Origin of the sequence: Actinomycetospora sp. NBRC 106375, assembly GCF_030269665.1 — a bacterium.
GTDB lineage: Bacteria > Actinomycetota > Actinomycetes > Mycobacteriales > Pseudonocardiaceae > Actinomycetospora.
This window is the reverse complement of record NZ_BSTS01000010.1, coordinates 245,768-265,126: the sequence shown is the minus strand read 5'-3', so window position 1 is coordinate 265,126 and position 19,359 is coordinate 245,768. Positions and strand designations below refer to the sequence as shown.

General features: G+C 75.1%; 23 protein-coding genes and 1 pseudogene. 12 read left to right on the top strand and 12 right to left on the bottom strand.

What is annotated here, in order from left to right; genetic code table 11:
- Positions 1-57: 57 nt before the first annotated feature.
- Positions 58-927 (top strand): alpha/beta fold hydrolase, encoded by an 870-nt coding sequence (locus QSK03_RS18670; RefSeq protein WP_285654966.1) that lies wholly within the window; start codon positions 58-60, stop codon positions 925-927.
- Here QSK03_RS18670 and QSK03_RS18665 read toward each other — a convergent pair whose 3' ends face one another.
- Together QSK03_RS18665 and QSK03_RS18660 are read right to left on the bottom strand one after the other, a co-directional pair.
- Positions 928-2,004 (bottom strand): saccharopine dehydrogenase NADP-binding domain-containing protein, encoded by a 1,077-nt coding sequence (locus QSK03_RS18665; protein ID WP_285654963.1) that lies wholly within the window; start codon positions 2,002-2,004, stop codon positions 928-930.
- A 44-nt stretch (positions 2,005-2,048) separates the two neighbouring features.
- Positions 2,049-2,474, bottom strand: a complete 426-nt coding sequence (locus QSK03_RS18660; RefSeq protein ID WP_285654960.1) for a MarR family winged helix-turn-helix transcriptional regulator — start codon at positions 2,472-2,474, stop codon at positions 2,049-2,051.
- Between the two features lie 90 nt (positions 2,475-2,564).
- On the opposite strand from QSK03_RS18660, the gene QSK03_RS18655 reads away from it, so the two are divergent.
- Entirely contained in the window at positions 2,565-4,340 is a 1,776-nt protein-coding gene (locus QSK03_RS18655; RefSeq protein ID WP_285654957.1) for an ABC transporter ATP-binding protein, read from the top strand.
- Between the two features lie 7 nt (positions 4,341-4,347).
- On the opposite strand, the gene QSK03_RS18650 is transcribed toward QSK03_RS18655, so the two are convergent.
- The 7 genes from QSK03_RS18650 to QSK03_RS18620 form a co-directional block, all read right to left on the bottom strand.
- Positions 4,348-5,466 carry an FAD-dependent oxidoreductase gene (locus QSK03_RS18650; protein WP_285654954.1) on the bottom strand — a complete coding sequence of 373 codons (1,119 nt, stop codon included), beginning with the start codon at positions 5,464-5,466 and terminating at the stop codon, positions 4,348-4,350.
- Positions 5,463-6,092, bottom strand: coding sequence for a TetR/AcrR family transcriptional regulator (locus tag QSK03_RS18645; RefSeq protein ID WP_285654951.1), 630 nt, complete (start codon positions 6,090-6,092; stop codon positions 5,463-5,465). Before QSK03_RS18645 ends, QSK03_RS18650 begins: the two co-directional genes overlap by 4 nt.
- Before the next feature lie 129 nt (positions 6,093-6,221).
- Positions 6,222-6,401: a hypothetical protein gene (locus tag QSK03_RS18640; RefSeq protein ID WP_285654948.1), complete on the bottom strand. Its 180-nt coding sequence runs from the start codon at positions 6,399-6,401 to the stop codon at positions 6,222-6,224.
- Positions 6,402-6,522: 121 nt separating this feature from the next.
- On the bottom strand, positions 6,523-7,125 hold the full coding sequence (locus QSK03_RS18635) for a TetR-like C-terminal domain-containing protein (protein ID WP_285654945.1): 603 nt from the start codon (positions 7,123-7,125) through the stop codon (positions 6,523-6,525).
- Positions 7,126-7,127: 2 nt separating this feature from the next.
- A complete protein-coding gene (locus tag QSK03_RS18630) occupies positions 7,128-7,871 on the bottom strand; it encodes an SDR family oxidoreductase (RefSeq protein WP_285654942.1) in 744 nt (247 codons plus the stop codon).
- 82 nt (positions 7,872-7,953) lie between these two features.
- Positions 7,954-8,805, bottom strand: coding sequence for an aminoglycoside phosphotransferase family protein (locus tag QSK03_RS18625; RefSeq protein ID WP_285655063.1), 852 nt, complete (start codon positions 8,803-8,805; stop codon positions 7,954-7,956).
- Positions 8,806-8,834: 29 nt separating this feature from the next.
- Positions 8,835-9,308 carry a YbaK/EbsC family protein gene (locus tag QSK03_RS18620; RefSeq protein ID WP_285654939.1) on the bottom strand — a complete coding sequence of 158 codons (474 nt, stop codon included), beginning with the start codon at positions 9,306-9,308 and terminating at the stop codon, positions 8,835-8,837.
- Between the two features lie 144 nt (positions 9,309-9,452).
- On the opposite strand from QSK03_RS18620, the gene QSK03_RS18615 reads away from it, so the two are divergent.
- Both QSK03_RS18615 and QSK03_RS18610 read left to right on the top strand, forming a co-directional pair.
- Positions 9,453-9,803, top strand: a complete 351-nt coding sequence (locus QSK03_RS18615) for a PadR family transcriptional regulator (RefSeq protein WP_285654936.1) — start codon at positions 9,453-9,455, stop codon at positions 9,801-9,803.
- 94 nt (positions 9,804-9,897) lie between these two features.
- Positions 9,898-10,260, top strand: a complete 363-nt coding sequence (locus tag QSK03_RS18610; RefSeq protein WP_285654933.1) for a VOC family protein — start codon at positions 9,898-9,900, stop codon at positions 10,258-10,260.
- Between the two features lie 67 nt (positions 10,261-10,327).
- On the opposite strand, the gene QSK03_RS18605 is transcribed toward QSK03_RS18610, so the two are convergent.
- A complete protein-coding gene (locus QSK03_RS18605; RefSeq protein ID WP_285654931.1) occupies positions 10,328-10,630 on the bottom strand; it encodes a hypothetical protein in 303 nt (100 codons plus the stop codon).
- Positions 10,631-10,640: 10 nt separating this feature from the next.
- Entirely contained in the window at positions 10,641-12,302 is a 1,662-nt protein-coding gene (locus QSK03_RS18600) for a sodium:solute symporter family protein (RefSeq protein ID WP_285654929.1), read from the bottom strand.
- Positions 12,303-12,409: 107 nt separating this feature from the next.
- Here QSK03_RS18600 and QSK03_RS18595 point away from each other — a divergent pair, with 107 nt between their 5' ends.
- Genes QSK03_RS18595 through QSK03_RS18575 form a run of 5 tightly spaced genes read left to right on the top strand, consistent with a single transcriptional unit; the run spans position 12,410 to position 16,059 of the window.
- Entirely contained in the window at positions 12,410-12,535 is a 126-nt protein-coding gene (locus QSK03_RS18595; RefSeq protein ID WP_285654928.1) for a hypothetical protein, read from the top strand.
- Entirely contained in the window at positions 12,532-13,518 is a 987-nt protein-coding gene (gene galT / locus QSK03_RS18590) for a galactose-1-phosphate uridylyltransferase (RefSeq protein ID WP_285654926.1), read from the top strand. Before QSK03_RS18595 ends, galT begins: the two co-directional genes overlap by 4 nt.
- Positions 13,515-14,687, top strand: a complete 1,173-nt coding sequence (gene galK, locus QSK03_RS18585; RefSeq protein ID WP_285654923.1) for a galactokinase — start codon at positions 13,515-13,517, stop codon at positions 14,685-14,687. Before galT ends, galK begins: the two co-directional genes overlap by 4 nt.
- A 22-nt stretch (positions 14,688-14,709) precedes the next feature.
- The gene (locus tag QSK03_RS18580; RefSeq protein WP_285654920.1) at positions 14,710-15,768 is read left to right on the top strand and encodes a LacI family DNA-binding transcriptional regulator; all 1,059 of its coding nucleotides are present in this window, start codon (positions 14,710-14,712) and stop codon (positions 15,766-15,768) included.
- A 24-nt stretch (positions 15,769-15,792) separates the two neighbouring features.
- On the top strand, positions 15,793-16,059 hold the full coding sequence (locus QSK03_RS18575) for a CDGSH iron-sulfur domain-containing protein (RefSeq protein WP_285654918.1): 267 nt from the start codon (positions 15,793-15,795) through the stop codon (positions 16,057-16,059).
- Here the strand turns inward: QSK03_RS18575 and QSK03_RS18570 are convergent.
- Positions 15,951-16,985, bottom strand: coding sequence for an iron-containing redox enzyme family protein (locus tag QSK03_RS18570; protein ID WP_285654916.1), 1,035 nt, complete (start codon positions 16,983-16,985; stop codon positions 15,951-15,953). The two genes, QSK03_RS18575 and QSK03_RS18570, sit on opposite strands and share 109 nt — an antisense overlap.
- Before the next feature lie 225 nt (positions 16,986-17,210).
- Between QSK03_RS18570 and QSK03_RS18565 the strand changes: the two genes are divergently transcribed.
- The 3 genes and pseudogenes from QSK03_RS18565 to QSK03_RS33430 form a co-directional block, all read left to right on the top strand.
- The gene (locus QSK03_RS18565) at positions 17,211-17,924 is read left to right on the top strand and encodes a HemK2/MTQ2 family protein methyltransferase (protein ID WP_285654914.1); all 714 of its coding nucleotides are present in this window, start codon (positions 17,211-17,213) and stop codon (positions 17,922-17,924) included.
- Positions 17,925-18,075: 151 nt separating this feature from the next.
- Positions 18,076-19,044, top strand: a complete 969-nt coding sequence (locus QSK03_RS18560; RefSeq protein WP_285654911.1) for a ferritin-like domain-containing protein — start codon at positions 18,076-18,078, stop codon at positions 19,042-19,044.
- Between the two features lie 68 nt (positions 19,045-19,112).
- Positions 19,113-19,334, top strand: a pseudogene (locus tag QSK03_RS33430) (hypothetical protein); the annotation flags it as partial.
- Positions 19,335-19,359: the final 25 nt, after the last annotated feature.

The window sequence follows — 19,359 nt, the reverse complement described above, 5'->3', positions numbered from 1 at the left end:
GTTGAACGCAACGCTACAACTCGTTGGTCCGAGAACAGTACTCCGGGAGGTCGGGTCGTGGCCGAGACCAAGGTGCTCCACGCGGACGGTGCCGAGATCGTCTACGACGTCCACGGGCCGTTGCCGCCCGCCGACGGGCGCCCGGTGCTGCTGATGATCGGCCAGCCGATGGACGCCAGCGGCTTCCGGGCGCTCGCCGCGCGGTTCGCCGACCGCACCGTCGTGGCCTACGACCCCCGCGGTCTCGGGCGCAGCACCCGCTCCGACGGCCGCACCGACAACACGCCGCAGACCCAGGCCGAGGACCTGCACGCCCTGATCGCGGAGATCGGCGCCGGCCCGGTGGAGGTGTTCGGCAGCAGCGGGGGTGCGGTCACCGGCCTGCAGCTCGTCACCGCGCACCCCGAGGACGTCGTGACGCTCGTGGCGCACGAGCCGCCGATCACCGGCGTCCTGCCGGACGCCGAGGCCGCCCACCGCGCGAGCCGGCAGTTCCGCGAGGCCTACCAGGCCAAAGGATGGGGCCACGGCATGGCGGGCTTCATGGCGCTGGGCTCCTGGCCGGGCGAGTTCACCGACGCGTACTTCGCCCAGCCCGCGCCCGACCCCGGGATGTTCGGGATGCCGACCGAGGACGACGGCTCGCGCGACGACCCGCTGCTCTCCGACCGGTCGCTGGCCGTCACCGACTACGTCCTCGACGTCGATCGGCTGACCTCGGTGCCCACCCGCGTCGTGATCGCCGTGGGCGAGGAGACCGGTGACACCTACACGGCGCGGACGGGCCGGGCGACGGCCGCGGCGCTCGGCCGGGAGGCCGTCGTCTTCCCGAGCCACCACGGCGGCTTCCTCGACGGGGAGTTCGGCTGGCCGGGCAAGCCCGACGAGTTCGCCGCCACGCTGCGCGCGGTCCTCGACGGCGCCTGATCACGTCAGGAGCGTCCCGCCGGCCTCGGTCGCCACGTCGAGCCCCAGGGCGGCGACGGGCGTGTCGGCGCCGGGCCGGGCCCGTCCGGCCGCGAGCCGGGTGGCGACGACCGCGGCCGCGGTGCTCGTGAACTCGGAGGCGTCGCCGAGGCGCAGCCACTGCTCCCGCGCGGTGCCGTCGTCCCACCGCCCCGTCGCCCGGGCCCAGGAGTGCTCGCGGGGACGGTCCCGTGCCGGCAGCGACACCTCGGCGAACCGCCGGCGGGCGACACGGCGCAGCGGGCCGATCGACAGCACGGCGCCGGCGAGGGGCAGGGCCACCCGGGCCGGCGGCGAGCTCGGGAGCTCGCTGGTCGCGGCGACGACGTCGGGCGCCCCGCTGGCGCGCCAGGCCGCCACGAGATCGCCGAACGGGGCGCCGACCGTGGTGACGCGGTCGCCGTCGGGGAGCGCGACCTCGGCCGCGTCCGCGCCGAGCCGGGTGCGCACCAGGCGCCCGTCGCGGTAGCGGCGCCCGCCGTCGGGCAGCGCGTCGATCAGCGACGCGGCCAGGGCCTCGCCGACCCGGCCGCCGTCGCTCGCCAGGGACGGGACGGTGTCGGTCCGGACGGCCGCGGGCACGGGGCGGTCCCGGCACAGCGCGGTCACGGCGGCCTCGGCGGCGACGATGCCGAAGCCCGCGCCGGTGACGACCGTGCGGCCGGCGGCGACCGCCTCGTCGTGGAGGTGCAGCACGGCGCCGGCGGACGCGACGTCGTTGGCGAGGTCGAGGTAGTGGCTGCCGCCCGCGAGGCAGGCCCGGGCGACGGGCACCGCGGTGGCGGCGAAGGGTCCGACGGTGTTCACGACGACGGCGGGGTGCTGGCTGCGGATGCGCTCCGCCATCGCCGCGACGTCCCCGGCGACCACCGAACGGACCCCGCCGGTCCCGTCGCCGGTCCCGGCGGCCACCTCCTGGAGGCGCTCGGCGTCACGCCCGACCAGCGCGACGGGCGCGCCGCGTCCGGCGACCCGTGCCGCGATCGCGCGCCCGCTGCGCCCGGTGGCCCCGAGGATCCAGATCTCGCTCCCGCTCACGCCGGCCTCCCTGATGACAGTTCCTGACATCAGCGTACGCGCGGTCAGTCCTCCGCGAGCCGGCGCAGGAGGCGGCCCAGCTCGACCCGGTCGGCGTCGTCGAGCCGGGCGAACACGCGGTCGGCCTCGGCGGCCCGCGTCGCCCGCACGGCCTCGGCGAGCTCGGCACCCGTGGGCGTCGCCGTCACCTGCCGGGCGCGGCGGTCCGCCGGATCGGGCCGGCGCTCGACGAGACCGCGCTCCTCGAGGGCGTCGACGACCTCGGTGGCCGAGCGGGGCGCGATGCGCAGGTGCTCGGCCAGCTCGCCCGGGCGCAGAGCGCCGTGGTGCAGCAGCACGTCGAGGGCCCGCAGCTGGGAGCGGGAGACCCCGTAGGGCGCGAGGGCCTCGCGCGACTGGTGGCGCAGCCGGCGGGCGACGAGCCAGAAGGCGTCGGCCAGCGAACCGTCGTCGCGGGCCGCATCGTGCACGGGAACAGCGTAGCGCCGGATGCTGTTGTCACCTCATGATGAGGTAACCTCAACAAACTTCGGTCCACCACTCCTCCCCGGAGGCGCCCCTTGCCCCGCCCTGTCGAACCCCCACCCGAGACCCGGGCCCGCGAGGCCGAGGAGGCCCGCCGGGTCTCGTTGCGGCGCATCGCGCGCCTGTTCGGTCCCCACCGCGGCCCGCTCGCCGTCGTCGTCGCCGTCATCGCGGCGTCGTCGGTCGTCGGGCTGGCCTCGCCGTTCCTGCTGCGCGCCGTCATCGACGACGCGCTGCCCCACCGCGACGTACCCCTGCTCGCGATGCTGGCCGCCGGCATGATCGGTGTCGCCGCGGTGACCTCCGTGCTCGGCGTCGTCCAGACCTGGATCTCCACCGGCGTCGGGCAGCGCGTCATGCACCGGCTGCGCACCGACGTCTTCGCCCACCTGCAGCGCCAGTCGCTGGGCTTCTTCACGCGCACCCGCACCGGCGAGGTGCAGTCGCGCATCACCAACGACATCGGCGGCATGCAGACCGTCGTCACGTCGACGGCCACCTCGATCGCCGCCAACCTCACCACCGTCGTCGCGACCGCCGTGGCGATGGTCGCCCTGTCCTGGCAGCTCTCGCTGATCACGCTCGTCGTGCTGCCGCCGGCCGTGCTGATCAGCCGCCGCGTCGCGCGCCTGCGCCGCGAGCTGACCGCCGCGCGCCAGCGCGAGCTCGCCGACCTCAACGTCACCATCGAGGAGGGCCTGTCGGTCGACGCCGCCGCGCTGCACCGCACGCTCGGCACCGGTCCTGCCCTCGTCGAGCGGTTCACGTCGTCCTCGCTGCGTCTCACCGACCTCGAGATCCGCTCCCAGCTCGCCGGGCGCTGGCGGATGGCCACCATGAGCGTGGTGTTCGCGGCGATCCCCGCCGTGATCTATCTCGGCGCCGGCCTGCCGTGGACCCTCGGCGAGCTCTCGATCGGCACGCTCGTCGCCTTCACCGCGCTGCAGGGCAGCATCTTCCGGCCGCTCTCCGGCCTGCTCGACGTCGGCGTCCAGGTGGCCAGCTCGCTGGCCCTGTTCTCACGGATCTTCGAGTACCAGGACCTGACCGTCGACATCGCCGACCCGGAGCACCCGGTCGAGCTGGGCGACGTGCGCGGCGACGTCGCGATCGACGGCGTCACGTTCACCCACCCCGGCGGCGACCGGCCCGCGCTCGACGACGTCGACCTCGCGATCCCGGCGGGCACGACGCTCGCGCTGGTGGGGGAGACGGGATCGGGCAAGACCACGCTCGGCGCACTCGTCGCCCGGCTCCACGACCTCGACGCCGGGCGGATCACGATCGACGGCGTCGACCTGCGCGACCTTCGCCTGGCCGACCTCGCGGGCGTCGTCGGCGTGGTGAGCCAGGAGACCTACCTGCTGCACACCACCGTGCGCGAGAACCTGCGCGCGGCCAAGCCGGACGCGACCGACGCCGAGATCGAGGCGGCCGCACGCGCCGCACGCATCCACGAGGTCGTGGCCGACCTGCCCGACGGCTACGACACGATGGTCGGCGCGCGCGGCCACCGGTTCTCCGGCGGCGAGAAGCAGCGCATCGCGATCGCCCGCACGCTGCTGCGCGACCCGCGTGTGCTCGTCCTGGACGAGGCCACGAGCGCGCTGGACACGGAGACCGAGCGCGCCGTGCAGCTCGCGCTCGACGACCTCGCGCGACACCGCACGACGCTGACGATCGCCCACCGCCTGTCCACCGTGCGCCACGCCGACCGGATCGCGGTGCTCGACCACGGCCGCGTCGTCGAGACCGGCACGCACGCCGAGCTGGTCGACCGCGAGGGCCGGTACGCGGCCCTCGCGGCCTGAGGTCCGGCTACGAGGCCCGGCTGAAGAACGCGACGACGTCCTGGACGGTCGGGTTCCCCTGGTCGGCCTCCTGCGTGGCGGCGGCGACCGCGGCGCTGCGGGCGAACATCGCGTCCTCGTAGACGGCGAGCGCGGCCTCGACGTCGTCGGGGTGGGCGGCGAGGGCGGCCGCGAGCTCGGCGCCGTCGAGCATCGCCAGGTTGGCGCCCTCGCCGTTCGGCGGTGTCAGGTGGGCGGCGTCGCCGACCAGCGTCACCCCGGGGACCCGTTCCCAGCGGTGCCCGGCCGGCAGCGTGTGGTGGGGTCGCAGGACCGGCGCCACGTCGCTCTCGGTGATCAGCGCGGTGAGCTCCGGTGCCCACCCGTCGAACTCCCGCGCGACGGCGGCGGTGGCCGCGTCGCGGTCGTCGAAGTCGATCGCGTCGAACCACTCCTGCGGCCGGGAGAGCGCCACGTAGGCGTGCAGGGTCCCGCCGCCCTCCCGGTGGGCGCCGATCCACTCCTGCCCCGAGTCGAGCGCGAACAGCGACCCGCCGCCGACGGCCGCGGCGGCGGCCGGGTGGCGTGTGTCGGCGTCGAACAGCCAGGTCTCGACGAACGACTCGCCGACGTAGGCCGGGACCGCGTCCGAGACCAGCGGCCGGACCCGGGACCAGGCGCCGTCCGCGCCGACGAGCAGGTCGGTCGTGACGACGCCGCCGTCGGTGAACGTCAGCTCGTGGCGGCCGTCGCCGAGGCCGCGGACGCCGGTCACCCGGTGGCCCCAGCGGACCGCGCCGTCGGGCAGCGCGTCGAGCAGGAGCCGGCGGAGGTCGGCCCGCGGCACCTCGGGACGCCCGCCGGTGCCGTCGTCGGGCCGGTCGAGCAGCACGGTGCCGGCGATGTCGAGGACGCGGTACTGCTGGCGACCCTCGAGGACCAGGTCGCGGAACCCCTCGGACAGGCCCGCGGCCTCGAGCGCGGGCTGGCCGTCCTCGGCGTGGATGTCCAGCAGCCCGCCCTGGGCACGGGCCGTCGCCGAGATCTCGGACTCGTACACGGTGGACGGGATGCCGTGGACGTGCAGGACGCGGGCGAGCACGAGCCCGCCGAGCCCGGCGCCGATGATGGTGACCGGGGTGCTCATCGGGGGTCCTCCTGGATGCTGCGGAAGGGGCGGTCGAGGTCGTCGAAGACCGCCTCGACCTCGGGGGCGAGCTCGTCGGCCACGACGGCGGGTGGGCGGCCGTCGAGGACGCCGCGTCCGACGCGGTCGGCGATGTGCTGGAAGATCCAGAGCAGGCCCGCCGCGCGCGCCCGCGCGACCGCGGGGTGGACCGTCGGGTCGGACCCGGTGATGGCCTCGGCGACGGCCTCGACCTGCCGGTCGAAGGTCTCGAGCACGGCCCGGCGGATCGCGGGGCTGCCGGCGGCGAGGGCGGGGAGCTCGCCGCGGGCGTGATCGAGCTCGGAGCGTCGGTGCACGCCCAGGGCCCGGCGCGCGATGCCGCGGAGCGCCTCCGCGGGGGTGGTGCCCGCCGGCCGGTCGAGGACCGCGCTGGACAGCTGCTCGCGGATCTCGTCGGCCCGGTCGAGCGCGAGGTCCAGCTTGGTGGGGAAGTAGTTGTAGACGGTCTGGTCGGAGACCTCCGCGGCGCGGGCGACGTCGGCGATGGCGACCTCGTCGTAGCCGTGCGCCGCGAACAGCCGCGCCGCGGTGTCGGCGATGTGCTGACGTGTCTGCGCCTTCTTGCGCTCCCGGAGCCCGGCCACGGCGCCACGGTAGGCGCAAATCCTTGGGAATGCCAAATTTTCGTGCATGCCCAAGGTTTCCGGCTCCGGACACACGACGGCCCGCCCCACGACGTGCGGGGCGGGCCGGGACTCGGACGGAGCGCGGCGTCAGCGCAGGGAGCGCTCGATCCAGCGGGCGTCGACGCCGTTGCGGTGCTGCTCGATGCGGCGCAGGCGGGTGCGCGCCTGGTGGGTGAGGCCGTCGAGGCGGTCGAGGATCTGACGCAGCTCGGCGATCTCGGTGTCGAGGGCGTCGACCTCGGATTCGGGGGATGTGCTGGCAGGCACGGGCGTTCTCTCCAACGGTGGAACGGGATCGATCCAGAAGGACCGACACCGATGTTACGCCCCGGTCAACGATCGCGAGACGGCGGCTCGCGGGCGTGTCCTCCGATCGCTGTGCCGGTGCTCAGCCCCGCCCGATCCCGTGCACGAGCTGATCGACGAGCGTGCGCGCGAACGCCTCGGTGAGCGGCTGGTCGGGGATCAGCAGGCGGTGGTAGCAGGCGCCCCACAGCTGGTCGACCACCGCCTCCGCGTCGACGTCGGCCCGCAGCTCGCCGCGGTCGCGGGCCTGCTCGACGGCCGCGACGGCCAGCGCCCGCCGGGGGGCCGAGTAGTGCTCGCGGTAGGCCCCGGCGAGCTCCGGGTCGGTCTGCGCGGAGCCGATCAGTTCGGCGATCACCCGTCCCGCCGCCGTCCGCGTCATCAGCCGCACGAAGGCGGTGACCTGCTCGGTCAGGTCCGCGGCGATGTCGCCCGTGTCGGGGAAGGCGAGGGTGCTCTCGACGGTGCGGAAGTAGGCCTCGAGGGCCAGGGCGCCGCGGGACGGCCACCACTTGTGCAACGTCGTCCGGCTCGCCCCGGAGACCGCGGAGACCCGCTCGAAGGTGAATCCGCCCATCCCCTCGGCGAGCAGCAGCTCCGCCGCCGCCGACAGCACCTCGCCCCGGACCTCGTCCGCGGGGCGGCGACCGCGGCCCCGCCGCTCGCGCCGTTCCCCGGTCTCCATGCTCAGGCGAGCCCGCCGTTGGCGAACAGGGTCTGGCCGTTGACCCACCGGGCCGGCCCGGCGAGGAACGCGACGGCCTCGGCGATGTCGGCGGGCTGCCCGAGGCGCTCGAGCGGCGGCGCGGCGGCGAGGCCCGCGACCTGCTCGTCGGTCTTGCCGTCGAGGAACAGCGGCGTCGCCGTGGGTCCGGGAGCGACGGCGTTGACGGTGACGTCGCGGCCGCGCATCTCCCGGGCGAGCACCGGCACGAGCGCCTCGACCGCGCCCTTGCTGGCGACGTACCCGCCGTAGGTCGGGAAGGACAGCCGCGTGACCGACGTCGAGAACGCGACGATCGCCCCACCGCGGCGGACCCGGCGGGCGGCCTGCTGCGCGACGACGACCGTGCCGCGGATGTTGGTGCGGTGCATGCGGTCGAGGTCGTCGAGGTCGAGCTCGGCGATCGGGGCCAGGGTCATGATCCCGGCGGTGTTCACGACGACGTCGAGGCCGCCGAAGGCCTCCTCGACGGCATCGAACGCGGACGCCATCTCCTCGGGTTCGGCGACGTCGCCGCCGACGGCGATCGCCCGTCCGCCGGCGCCCTCGATCGCGGCGACGACCTCCTCGGCGCGCGCCTTGTTGCCCGCGTAGTGCACGCCGACGGCCATGTCGTCGGCCGCGAGGCGCTCGGCCACGGCCCGGCCGATCCCCCCGGACCCGCCGGTCACGAGGGCGACGCGGGTGCTGGGCTCGGTGCTGCTCATCGGTTGCTCCCGGACTACGATGTGGACTAAGTGTTCATATCGAAGCAGGAAAAGAACGGTGCGTCCATATCTGAGAGCGGGCTCACGCGCCCGAGACCGCCTCGATCACGGCGCGCCGGGCGACGCGGGCCAGGGCCGGCGTGCGGGTGCGGTGGTACGGCAGCGCGACGAGGCCGAACGCGAGGGCCCAGCCACGCCCGCGTCGCCACGACTCCTCGTCGGCGCCGACCGCGTCCTGGAACGTCGCCCGGGCGCCGGGCGGCAGCACCGCCCAGGCGGGGAGGAGGTCGCACGCCGGGTCGCCCACGCCCGCACAGCCGAAGTCGATCACCGCGCTCAGCCGCCCGCCGCCGATCAGCAGGTTTCCGGGCAGGAGGTCGCCGTGCAGCCACGACGGGGGTCCGTCGTGGACGGGCGCGGCCCGCGCGTCGTCCCAGACCCGCCCGGCGGCCGCGAGGTCGATCCCCGGCTCGGGGTCGGCGCGCAGCGCGTCCAGGGCCGCGCGCACCTCACCGTCGCGATCGGCGAGCGGGACGCCCCGTCCGGAAACCGTCGGGTTCGGGCCGCCGGCGGTGTCGACCCCGCGCAGCCCACGGACGACGGCGGCGACATCGCGGGCGAGCGCGTGGGGGTCGGCGACCGGCGCCCGGGTCGCGTCCTCGCCGGGCAGCCAGCGCAGCACCGACCACGGCCAGGGGTAGCCGTGCCCGGGCCGCCCGCGGCCGACCGGTGCGGGGATCGGGACCGGCACGGCGGGCGCGAGGACCGGGAGCCACCGCTGCTCGACGGCCACCTGGGCGGCCGCGGAGGCCCGTACCGGGAAGCGGGCGACGAGGTCGTCGCCGAGGCGGTGCAGGACGTGGTCGGACCCGGCGTCGACCGGGACCGGTTCGAGAGCCAGACCGGCCCACCGCGGGAACTGGTCGTCGACCAGGGCGCGGACGGTCGCCGCCGACGGCCGCGTCAGTCGGCGACCTCGAGCAGCGTCCCGCCGGTGAGGTCGACGAGCTCGGCGGCGGTGGTCGGGAACATCGAGTGCTCGTCGCCCGCTCCCGCCCACACCGTGCCGAACGCGGTCAGCGCGACGTCCACGACGCAGGGCAACGGTGCGGGGTGCCCGATCGGCGCGACCCCGCCCACGCGCTGCCCGGTCGCGCGCTCCACGGTGTCGGGGTCCGCACGCTTCACCCGGCGCTTGGCGACGCCGAGGTGCACCGCCACGCGGCCGGGGTCCACCCGGTGCGCGCCGGACGCGAGCACGAGCACCACGCCGTCGCCGGCGGTGAAGACCAGGCTGTTGGCGATCGCCCCGACCTCGCAGCCGAGCTGCTCGGCGGCCGCGGCGGCCGAGGGCACGGGCGTCGTGAAGACCTCGATGTCGCGTGGTGCGCCGGCGGCCGCGAGGGCCCGCCGTACCGTCTCCCTCCCCGTGGTCACGGCGACGCAGACTAGGGCGCGGCCCGGCGCCGCGGCGAGGCGGTTCCCGGTGCTGGCGTCCACTCCCGCTGGCCCGCCCGTCCCAACCGGCTGAGCCCGCCGGGGGAGTGTCACGGCCCCGACTTCCCGGTAACCCTGCTGGTCATGACCACGACGTCCCGACCTGCACCGTCGGGCTCCCGGGCCCGCATCCGGGACCGGGGCCAGATCGACGCCCTCGTCCTCGCCGCGCTCGCCGACGGCCCGAAGCGCCAGGACGAGGTGGCGCAGACCCTCCGCACCCAGGTCGGGGACGCCCTCGACCTGCCGTACTCGCGGATCGTGCCGAGCCTGCACCGTCTCCAGCGCAACCGGCTCGTCTCGCGCTCGACCCGCGACCCCCGGCGCTACCGCCTCACCGAGGTCGGCACGCGCTCCCTCGCCGCCCGCCGGCGCGCCGCGGACTCCTTCGCGGCGTCGGTGCACCACCTCGCCGACGGTTCCGGGCGAGCATGATCGCTCCCGCTGCTCCGCAGACCCCGTGACATCGGGTGGACGGAGCACCTGGAGCGATCATGGGCGTCCCGCCGCCGCCGACCAGACTGGTGAGGTGTTCACCGGGCTCCACCACACCCAGCTCGCCATGCCCGCCGGAAAGGAGGACGCGGCGCGCGGCTTCTACGCGGGCGTCCTCGGCATGGTCGAGATCGCCAAGCCGCCGGTGCTCGCCGCGCGGGGCGGCGCGTGGTTCCGGGGCGGCGGGCTGGAGCTGCACCTCGGGGTCGAGGACGACTTCTGCCCGGCGCGCAAGGCCCACCCGGGGATCCTGGTCGACGACCTCGACGACGTGGCCCGCCGCGTCGCCGCCACCGGGCAGGACGTGACCTGGGACGGCGACTTCCCGGGCTTCCGCCGCTTCTACGCCCACGACCCCTTCGGCAACCGCCTCGAGTTCCTCGAGCCGCGGGGCTGACCCCCCGCGAGCGGCACGTTCCGCAGCTCGCACCGCGCCCACGAGCTGCGGGACGTGCCGGTCGCGGTCAGGTCGGGGGACCGGCCGCCAGGTCCTCGGCCTCGGCGTCGACCTCGATGCCCAGGGGGCGCAGCGACGCCCACAGCAGGAACGCCACCGCGACGACGACGAGGGCGACGCCCGTCCAGAGGTTGACGGCGAACCCCGCGGCCTGGGCGTACTGCTCGGGCCCGTCGGTGAGCCCGACGATCACGAGCACGACGCCGTAGAGCCCGAGCAGGCCGCCGATCACGTAGCGCACGTCGAACAGGCGGGCCATCCGGCTCGTGACGGCGGGAGTGTTCTCTGCCGGAGTGTGGTCAGCGGTCATGACGGCTCCCTCAGGCGAACAGGATGTTGAGCACGACGGTCAGGGCGAGCGCCAGGCCACCGAGCAGGATCGGGCGCCGCCACCAGACGGCCTCGCGCGGCTGCTTGATCGTCGGCACGACGCCGTCGGCGCCCGCGACGCCGTAGACGATCCCGGCGAGCCGCTCGCGGGCCGGTGCGCGGCCGAACAGCGACACCAGGACGGTGACGATCACGTCGACGAAGAACGCGGCGCCGGCCTGGTAGAAGGTCACCTCGATGTCCGACCCGAACGTCAGCACGCCGGCCTTGGACAGCACGAACACCGCGGTCCCGGCGACGACGCCCGAGAGCAGGCCCCAGAACCCGCCCCAGCCGGTGGTCCGCTTCCAGAACATGCCGAGGATGAAGGTCGCGAAGATCGGCGCGTTGAAGATGCCGAACAGCGACTGCAGGTAGGTCATGATGTTGTTGAAGCCGGCCGCGAGGAACGCGGTGCCGACCGCGATGAGCACGCCGCCTGCGGTGACGACGCGGCCCATCCGCAGGTAGTAGGCGTCCGAGCGGCCCCGCGCGAGGTAGGGCTGCACGAGGTCGTAGGTCACGACGGTGTTCAGCGAGCTGACGTTGGCGGCGACGCCGGCCATGAACGAGGCGAAGAGGCCGGTGACGGCGACACCCAGCACGCCCTGCGGCAGCAGCTGGCCCATGAGCGCGGGGATCGCGTCGTTGTACTCGAGGCCGCCGGTGTCGTCGTTGCCGAAGTTCGGGATCGCGACGAGGGCGACGAGGCCCGGGATGATCGTCACGGCCGGGATGAAGATCTTGGGAAACGCGGCGATCAGCGGGGTCCGCTGCGAGGCCGACCGGTCCTTGGCCGACAGCGCGCGCTGGATCTCGGCGAAGTTCGTCGTCCAGTAGCCGAAGGACAGCACGAAGCCGAGGCCGAGGACGATGCCGATCCAGTTCGCGCCGATCGGGTTGCTGACGTCCCCGACGCCCGTCCCCGACCACGCGTGCAGCCCGTTCGGGCCGAGCGCGGACGCCTCGACCCGGCGTCCCAGCTCGCCGAAGCCGCCGACCGAGCGCACCGCGACGATCGCGAGGGGGATCAGGCCGGCCAGGATGATGAAGAACTGCAGCACCTCGCCGTAGATGGCGCTGCCGAGGCCGCCCGCGCCGATGTAGATCAGGACGACGGCGGCGGAGGCGAGGATGCCGGCCCAGAGCGGCCAGCCGAGCAGGGCCTGCAGCACGATCGCCAGCGCGTAGAGGTTCACGCCGGCGATCAGCACGCTGGCCACCGCGAACACCACGGCGTTGAGCACGTGGGTCTGGTTGTTGTAGCGCAGCTTGAGGAACTCGGGGACCGACCGCACCTTCGAGCGGTAGTAGAACGGCATCATCACGATGCCGAGGAAGACCATCGCCGGGATGGCGCCGATCCAGTAGTAGTGCACGGTCGCGACGCCGTACTGGGCGCCGTTGGCCGCCATCCCGATGATCTCGGTGGCGCCGAGGTTCGCGGCCACGAAGGCCAGGCCGGTCACCCAGGCGGGCAGCGAACGACCCGCGAGCAGGAAGTCGGCGCTCGTGCCCACGGCGCGTCGCGCGACGACGCCGATGCCCAGCACGACCACGAAGTAGACCGCCAGCAGCGTGTAGTCCAGCCATCCCAAGTCGAGCCGCAGCATCGCGTCTCCTGTCGCAGAAGCGGGTCGTCACAGCGCGCCGTGAACGTTAACGTGATGGTTCACGAGACTGATACCGGTACGTTGCTTGCGTCAAGAGGGAGAGGTAGTTGGACGACCACGGAGCGTGCGACGTGCCGGACGACGAGATCCCCGGGGAGGTCGCCGAGGAGGTCGAACAGCTCGCCGACGGCCGGACGATCCGCTTCTTCTCCTGGGTGGGGGACGACCGGTGAGCGAGCGCCGTTACGACCCGACGCACGGCGAGTGGGTCACCTTCGCGACGCACCGCCAGGACCGCACGTACAAGCCGTCGGCGGCCGCGTGCCCGCTCTGCCCGACCGTGCCCGGCCACGAGCCGACCGAGATCCCCCGCGAGCACTTCGACGTCGTCGTGTTCGACAACCGGTTCCCGTCGCTGTCGACCGACCCGCCCGAGCCGTCGGTCGCGGGCACCGACCTGGTCCCGGTCGAGCCCGCGTACGGGCACTGCGAGGTCGTGGTCTTCACCGACGACCACGACGCGACGCTCGCCTCCGTCGGCGTCGCCCGGGTGACCCTGCTCGTCGAGACCTGGGCGCGTCGGGTCGCCGACCTCGGCGCCGACCCCGGTGTGCGCTACGTGCTGCCCTTCGAGAACAAGGGCGAGGCGGTCGGCGTGACGCTGCACCACCCGCACGGCCAGATCTACGCCTACCCCGACGTGCCGCCCCGCCCCGCCCGGGAGCTGGCCGCGGGACGGCGCCACCACGAGCGCACCGGGCACTGCGTGTTCTGCGACGTCGTCGCCGCGGAGGCCGGCGGGGCGCGCGAGGTCGTGGCGGGGGAGCACTTCGTCGCCGCGGTGCCGCCGTGGGCGCGCTTCCCCTACGAGGTCGACATCTGGAGCCGCGAGCACGTCCCGTCGCTGCCGGAGCTCTCCGCCGACGCCCGCGCCGACCTCGCCCGCGTGCTGGCGAAGGTCCTCGCCACCTGCGACGCCTGGTTCGGCTTCAGCACGTCGTACCTGCTCGGCATCCACGCCGCGCCGACCGACGGCACCGACCGCGACGTCGCCCACCTGCACCTCGAGATCTGCCCGCCCCACCGCGGCGGGGGCAAGCTCAAGTACCTCGCCGGCTCGGAGACCTTCGGCGGCGCGTTCCTCACCGACGTCGCCCCCGAGGTCGCGGCCGCGCGGCTGCGCGAGGCGGCCGGACGGGCGGTGGTGCCGGCGTGAGCGAGCCCGTGCACGACCTCGCCCACGACCTGGCGCAGACGTTCCGCGACGCCGTCGGCCACGACCCCGAGGGCGTCTTCTCGGCGCCGGGCCGGGTCAACCTCATCGGCGAGCACACCGACCACAACGAGGGCCACGTCCTGCCCTTCGCCATCGACCGCCGGTGCCGGGTCGCGGTCGGTCGTCGCGCCGACGACACGGTCACCGTCCGCTCCGCCCAGGAGCCCGGCGCGACCGTGACGACGACGCTCGGCGCGCTGGCGGACGCCCGGGGCTGGTCGGCGTATGCGCTGGGCACGGTGTGGGCGCTGCGCGAGGCCGGGGTGCCGGGCGACGACGGCTGGGACCTCGTCGTCGCCGGCGACGTCCCGCTGGGCTCCGGGCTGTCGTCCTCCGCGGCGCTGGAGAGCGCGGTGGCCCTGGCCGTGTCCGACCTGAGCGGGGCCGGCCTCGACCGCCACACCCTGGCCCGCGCCGGACGCCGGGCCGAGAACGACGTCGTCGGCGCCCCGGTCGGGATCATGGACCAGGCCGCGTCGCTGCTGTGCCGCGACGGCGCCGCCCTGCTGCTCGACTGCCGCACGCTGGAGTCCGAGGACGTCGCGCTCGGGCTCGACGAGGTCGGGCTCGCGACGCTGGTGGTCGACACCCGGGTGCGCCACGACCTCGCCGACGGCGGCTACGCCGACCGCCGGGCCGCCTGCGTCGCCGCGGCCGAGGCCCTCGGCGTCCCCGCGCTGCGGGACGCGACGCCGGCGATGCTCGACGCGCTCGAGGGCGACCTGCTCAAGCGCGCGCGGCACGTCGTCACCGAGGAGTCGCGGGTGCACCGGGTCGTCGACCTCCTGCGCGCCGGGCGCCCCGAGGCCGTCGGGCCGGAGCTCACGGCGTCGCACGCCTCGCTGCGCGACGACTTCGCGGTCTCGGTGGCGGCTCTCGATGCCGTGGTCGAGGCGGCGCTCGAGGACGGGGCGCTCGGCGCCCGGCTCGTGGGCGGCGGTTTCGGCGGCAGCGTCCTCGTGCTCGCGCCGGCCGCGTCCACCGACCGGCTGACCGCGGCCGTGCGCCGTCGCGCCGCCGACGGCGGTCACCCCGATCCCGTCGTCCGGGCTGTGCACCCCGCGGGCGGCGCCCGTCGCGAGGCGTGGGCGCCCGGGGACCGGGACTAGGGTCACCGGTGGGGGAGGGTGCGTGGACGAGGGAACGGCCATGGGCAACGGAGCCGACGGCGCGAACGGAGCGAACGGGGCCGACGGCAGCGCCGCCGGGACGGTACGGGTGACGATCGACGACGTCGCGCGGGCGGCGGGCGTCTCGCGCCAGACCGTGTCGCGCGCGATGAACGGCAAGGGCGAGATCAGCGCGGCCACCCGCCGCCGGGTGCTGGCGACGATCGAGGAGCTCGACTACCGGCCCAGCATGTTCGCCCGCGGCATGCGCACCCACCGGGCCGGGACGCTCGGGCTGATCCTCTCCGACATCGCGAACCCCTTCTTCCCGGCCGTCGCGCGCGGGGTGTTCGACGCCGCCGCGGCCCTCGGCTTCTCGGTGGTCGTCCACAACACCGACGCCCACGCCGGCCGCGAGTCGGCGGCCGCGCGCGAGATCCTCGAGCGGGGCGCCGAGGGCGTCATCGGGTTCTTCGAGGCCCTCGGCGACGAGGAGCTGGTCGGGCTGCACCGGCGCGTGCCGCTCGTCGTCGCCGACCGGCGGGCGCCCGCCCCGGGGGTCGCGAGCGTGTCGTCCGACTTCGCCACCGGCACCCGCCTGGCCGTCGAGCACCTCCAGGCCCGCGGCCACCGGCACCTCGGGATGCTCGACGGCGCCGTCGGCGTCGACCACGTCCGGCGCCACGCCTTCACCGCCGCCACCGCGCCGCGCACACCCGTGGTCACCGCGCCGCCGACGATCACCGGCGGCGCGGCGGCCGCCGCCCAGCTGCTCGGCGAGCACCCGGAGGTCACCGGGCTCTTCGCGTTCAACGACCTCATGGCGGTCGGCGCGATCCGGGCCCTGCGCGAGCGGGGTCGGCGCGTGCCCGACGACTGCGCCGTGGTCGGGTACGACGACCTGACCCTCGCCGCCGACCTCGACCCGCCGCTGACCACGGTGCACACCGACAAGTACGAGCTGGGCCGCACGCTGGTCGAGGTGCTCGACGGTGTGGTGCGCGCGCGCCGCGACGAGTCGGGCGCCGCCGCCGAGCACCGGCTGCTGCCCGCGGCGCTGGTGGTCCGTCGTTCGGGATGACCCCGGTGCGGGTAGCCGCCCGCCATGGCTGCCCCGTCCCACGCACGCCCCACCCGCGTCACGATGACCGAGGGCGGGCCGTTCCTCGTGGAGGGACCCGTCGAGCTGGAGCTCCCCGACGGGAGCACGGTGACCAGCGAGCGCCCGGTCGTGGCACTGTGCGCCTGCCGGCGCACCAAGCGCTACCCGTTCTGCGACACCAGCCACCGGCGCAAGGTCCGCCCTGAGGCCGCCGACGCCACCGGGGCGAGCAGCGCCGACTCCCCGTCCGACCAGCGGCGCACGAGGTAGTCGGCGAACCGGTCCTCGAGCAGCGTCGAGGCCTGGATGCCGAGGACGACGTCGGCGGCGAGCTGCGGCTCGCGCTCGAGGAGCCCGGCGATCAGTTCACGGCGCACCACCTGCTCGTGGACCGCGTCGGCCTCGACGTGCTCGGCGTGGAACGCGGTCGCCGCCGCCGGCAGGCCCAGGCGCTCGATCGCCGTCACGAGCCGCGCCGACCCGGGTGGTGACGTGATCTCGATGAGCGCGAACTGGCCCACCGACGCCCCGCGCCACCGGCGGTGCAGGCCGAACAGCGACATGATGTTGACCGTCGCGAGGACCTCGGCCGGCGCTGCGTCGAGGTAGGCGCCGTAGCCGGTGTGGAGGCCGAGAGCGGCCATCATGTCGGCGTAGATCCGGGCGTGGACGCGGTCGGCCCGCCCGGCACCGAACTCGTCGTGCTCGACGGTCATCAGTGACGCCTTCGCCCGGCCGTCCACGCCGTCGAGGCGCGGGATCACCCAGGCCTGGGGGTCGGCCTCCTTGAGGTGGTAGATCGAGCGCAGCGCGACGTACTCGTCGAGCTGCCAGCGCTCGCCGTCCCGCGCGAGGTGCCACGACGGCCCCGAGCCCTCGGTCGGTTCGACCAGCAGCGCGTCGACCGCCGCCTCGACGTCGTCGCCACCCTCGACCTCGGCCCGCACGGCGTCGAGGAAGCGGTCCTCGAGGCGCCGCCGCACGCGGAGCAGGTCGGGGTCCCACTCGAGATCGTCGGCGACCCCGTCGAACGACCGGTAGTGCAGCTCGTAGCAGCAGTACAGCGCGAGCTGTACGTCCGCGCCGAGCGGGTCACCGTCGGGGTGCGACGGGAGGTCGCCGGCCGCACGCCGTCCACCGAGCACGTCGAGCACGGCGGCCGACACCGGGCCGCGGGGGCGGGGCAGGACGGGCACGGAGGGCTCCTTCGGTGTCGCTGACGTCGGACCGCTGGGCGGCCGACCTGGTACCCGATCGGGTCGCCGCCCCAGCGCCTCCCCGCACGTGAGATCCGTGACGCGGCCCCGCGGGCTCCCGGAGCGGTGCGGGCGGGTAACGCCTGCCCCGGGTCGACGCCGAGGTCGAATCCGCCGCTGCCGGTGCCTGCGACCCGACTCGTCACCACCGAGCCGAGGAGTCCCATGACCGCCGTCGCGCCCCAGCCCGCCGTTCGCCCCCACCACCGCGTGTTCCGCGTGCCGGGTGTCTACCCCGTCCAGCGCGACACGTGGCTGCTCGCCGACGTCCTGCGCGCCGAGCTCACCGACCACGGCTGCGGGCCGGGCCGGTCCTGCCGCGTGCTCGAGCTCGGTGCGGGCGCCGGCGCGCTGTCGGTGGTCGCGGCCGGCGTGCCGTGCACCGAGGTCACCGCGGTCGACCTCTCGCGGCGCGCCCTGCTCTCGACCCGGATCAACGCCGTCCGCCACGGCCGTCGGGTCCGGGTGCGCCGCGGGGACCTGACGGCGCCGGTGGCGGGGGAGCGGTTCGACCTGGTGGTCTCCAACCCGCCCTACGTCCCGGCCGAGACCGACGAGCTGCCCGACCACGGTCTCGCCCGGGCGTTCGACGGCGGCCGCGACGGGCGCGCCGTGCTCGACCGCGTGTGCGACGAGGCGCCGCGTGTCCTGACCGCGGGCGGGCGCCTGCTCGTCGTGCACTCGGCGTTCAACGATCCGGAGCTCACCGTCCGCCGGCTGGAGGAGCGGGGGCTCACGGCCGAGGTCGTCGCCCGTCACGAGCACCCGTACGGCCCGGTGCTGACGGCGCGCAGCGCGCTGCTGCAGGAGCGTGGGCTCGCCCGGCCCGACCAGCGCACCGAGCAGCTCGTCGTGGTCCGGGCCCAGGCACCGGCCTGACGCCCCAGCGCACGGAGCGATCCGGCCGACGACGAATAGGCGGCGGCGACCCGTGGGTAGCCGGGGACTTCCGGCCGGGAGGCCGGCACGACATCCGCCGCGGCCGTCCCCGCGGCGAGCCACTTCGCCATCCACCCAGCAGGGGAGAAGTATGAGCACGAAGACCGACATGATCGCCCAGCTCCGCGCGATGCTGCAGCTGACGCAGGCCGAGATCCAGGTCGCCCGCATCCGCGTCGCCCAGGCCCGCACCGAGGCGGTGCGCAAGGAGCTGACCGAGAACGCCCGGAACGCCGAGCGGCGGACCGAGGAGATCACGCGCGAGCTGCAGCGGCTCGGGGGCGTCGCCGACGTCGTGTCCCCGCTGGTGGGCCGCGTCGGGGCGGTCGTCAAGAGCACGGTCGAGCAGGCCGGCCCGGTCGACGACGCGCTGCTCGGCGACCTGACGCTGGAGCATCAGCTCCGCGACCGCGCGGTGTACCTGCGCAGCCTCGCCGAGTCAGCGAAGGACACCGGCGTGCGCTCGCTGGCCGACCGGCTCGAGAAGGCCCACAGCGCCACCATCGCGTGGCTGACCACCGTGCTCGCCGAGCACGCCCTCGGCGGCCCGCCGGCCATCCAGCCGACGCCGGTGCAGATGGTCATCGGCGGCGCCTCGCGCGCCGTGCGGCTGCCGGTCGACTTCGCCCGCGAGCAGGTCAGCCGCTGGGCGGCCCGCCTGCAGCAGCGCGGCGACCAGGTCCGCGCCGTCGTCACCGACACGGCTGGACGCGCCGCCCGTCTCGGTGAGGACGCCCGCGACGTCGTGACCACCGGCCGCGACGCCGCGCTGAACCGCGCCGAGCAGGTCAGCCGCCGCGAGGGCAACACCGCGGCCGCGGACGCCCTGCACGAGGCGCGCACCCGGCTCGGGGCGCTCCAGGCCTCGGAGCTCCCGATCCGCGACTACGACGGCCTGGGCGTCAACGACGCCGTGTCGAAGATCAAGCAGCTCGACGAGGTCGAGGACCTGAACAAGGTCATCGTCTACGAGGAGGCGAACAAGAACCGCTCCGGCGTCGTCTCCGCCGCGCAGACGCGGCACGCCGCGCTGGCCCAGGAGGTCGCCGGCGTCCGCTGAGCGGACCCACGCGCGCCCGGCCGGGCCCCCTCGTCGGGGTCCGGCCGTCCGCGTCTCCACCCCCGGAGGTGACGGTGCTCCAGGACATCGCGAGCGTCGCGCAGACGCTCTCGCCGCTGCTCTACGCCGCGTTCATCGTGGTGATCTGGTTCCAGCTGCGCGCCGCCCGGGAGTCGGTCCGGGAGGTGCGCCAGGAGTTCCTGGCCGCCGGCCGGCCGGTCGTCGCCGTGCACGACGAGTTCGACCACGGGACGCGGGCGCTGAGCCTCGCGGTCGAGAACGTGGGCCAGGGACCGGCGAAGAACATCAGCTTCG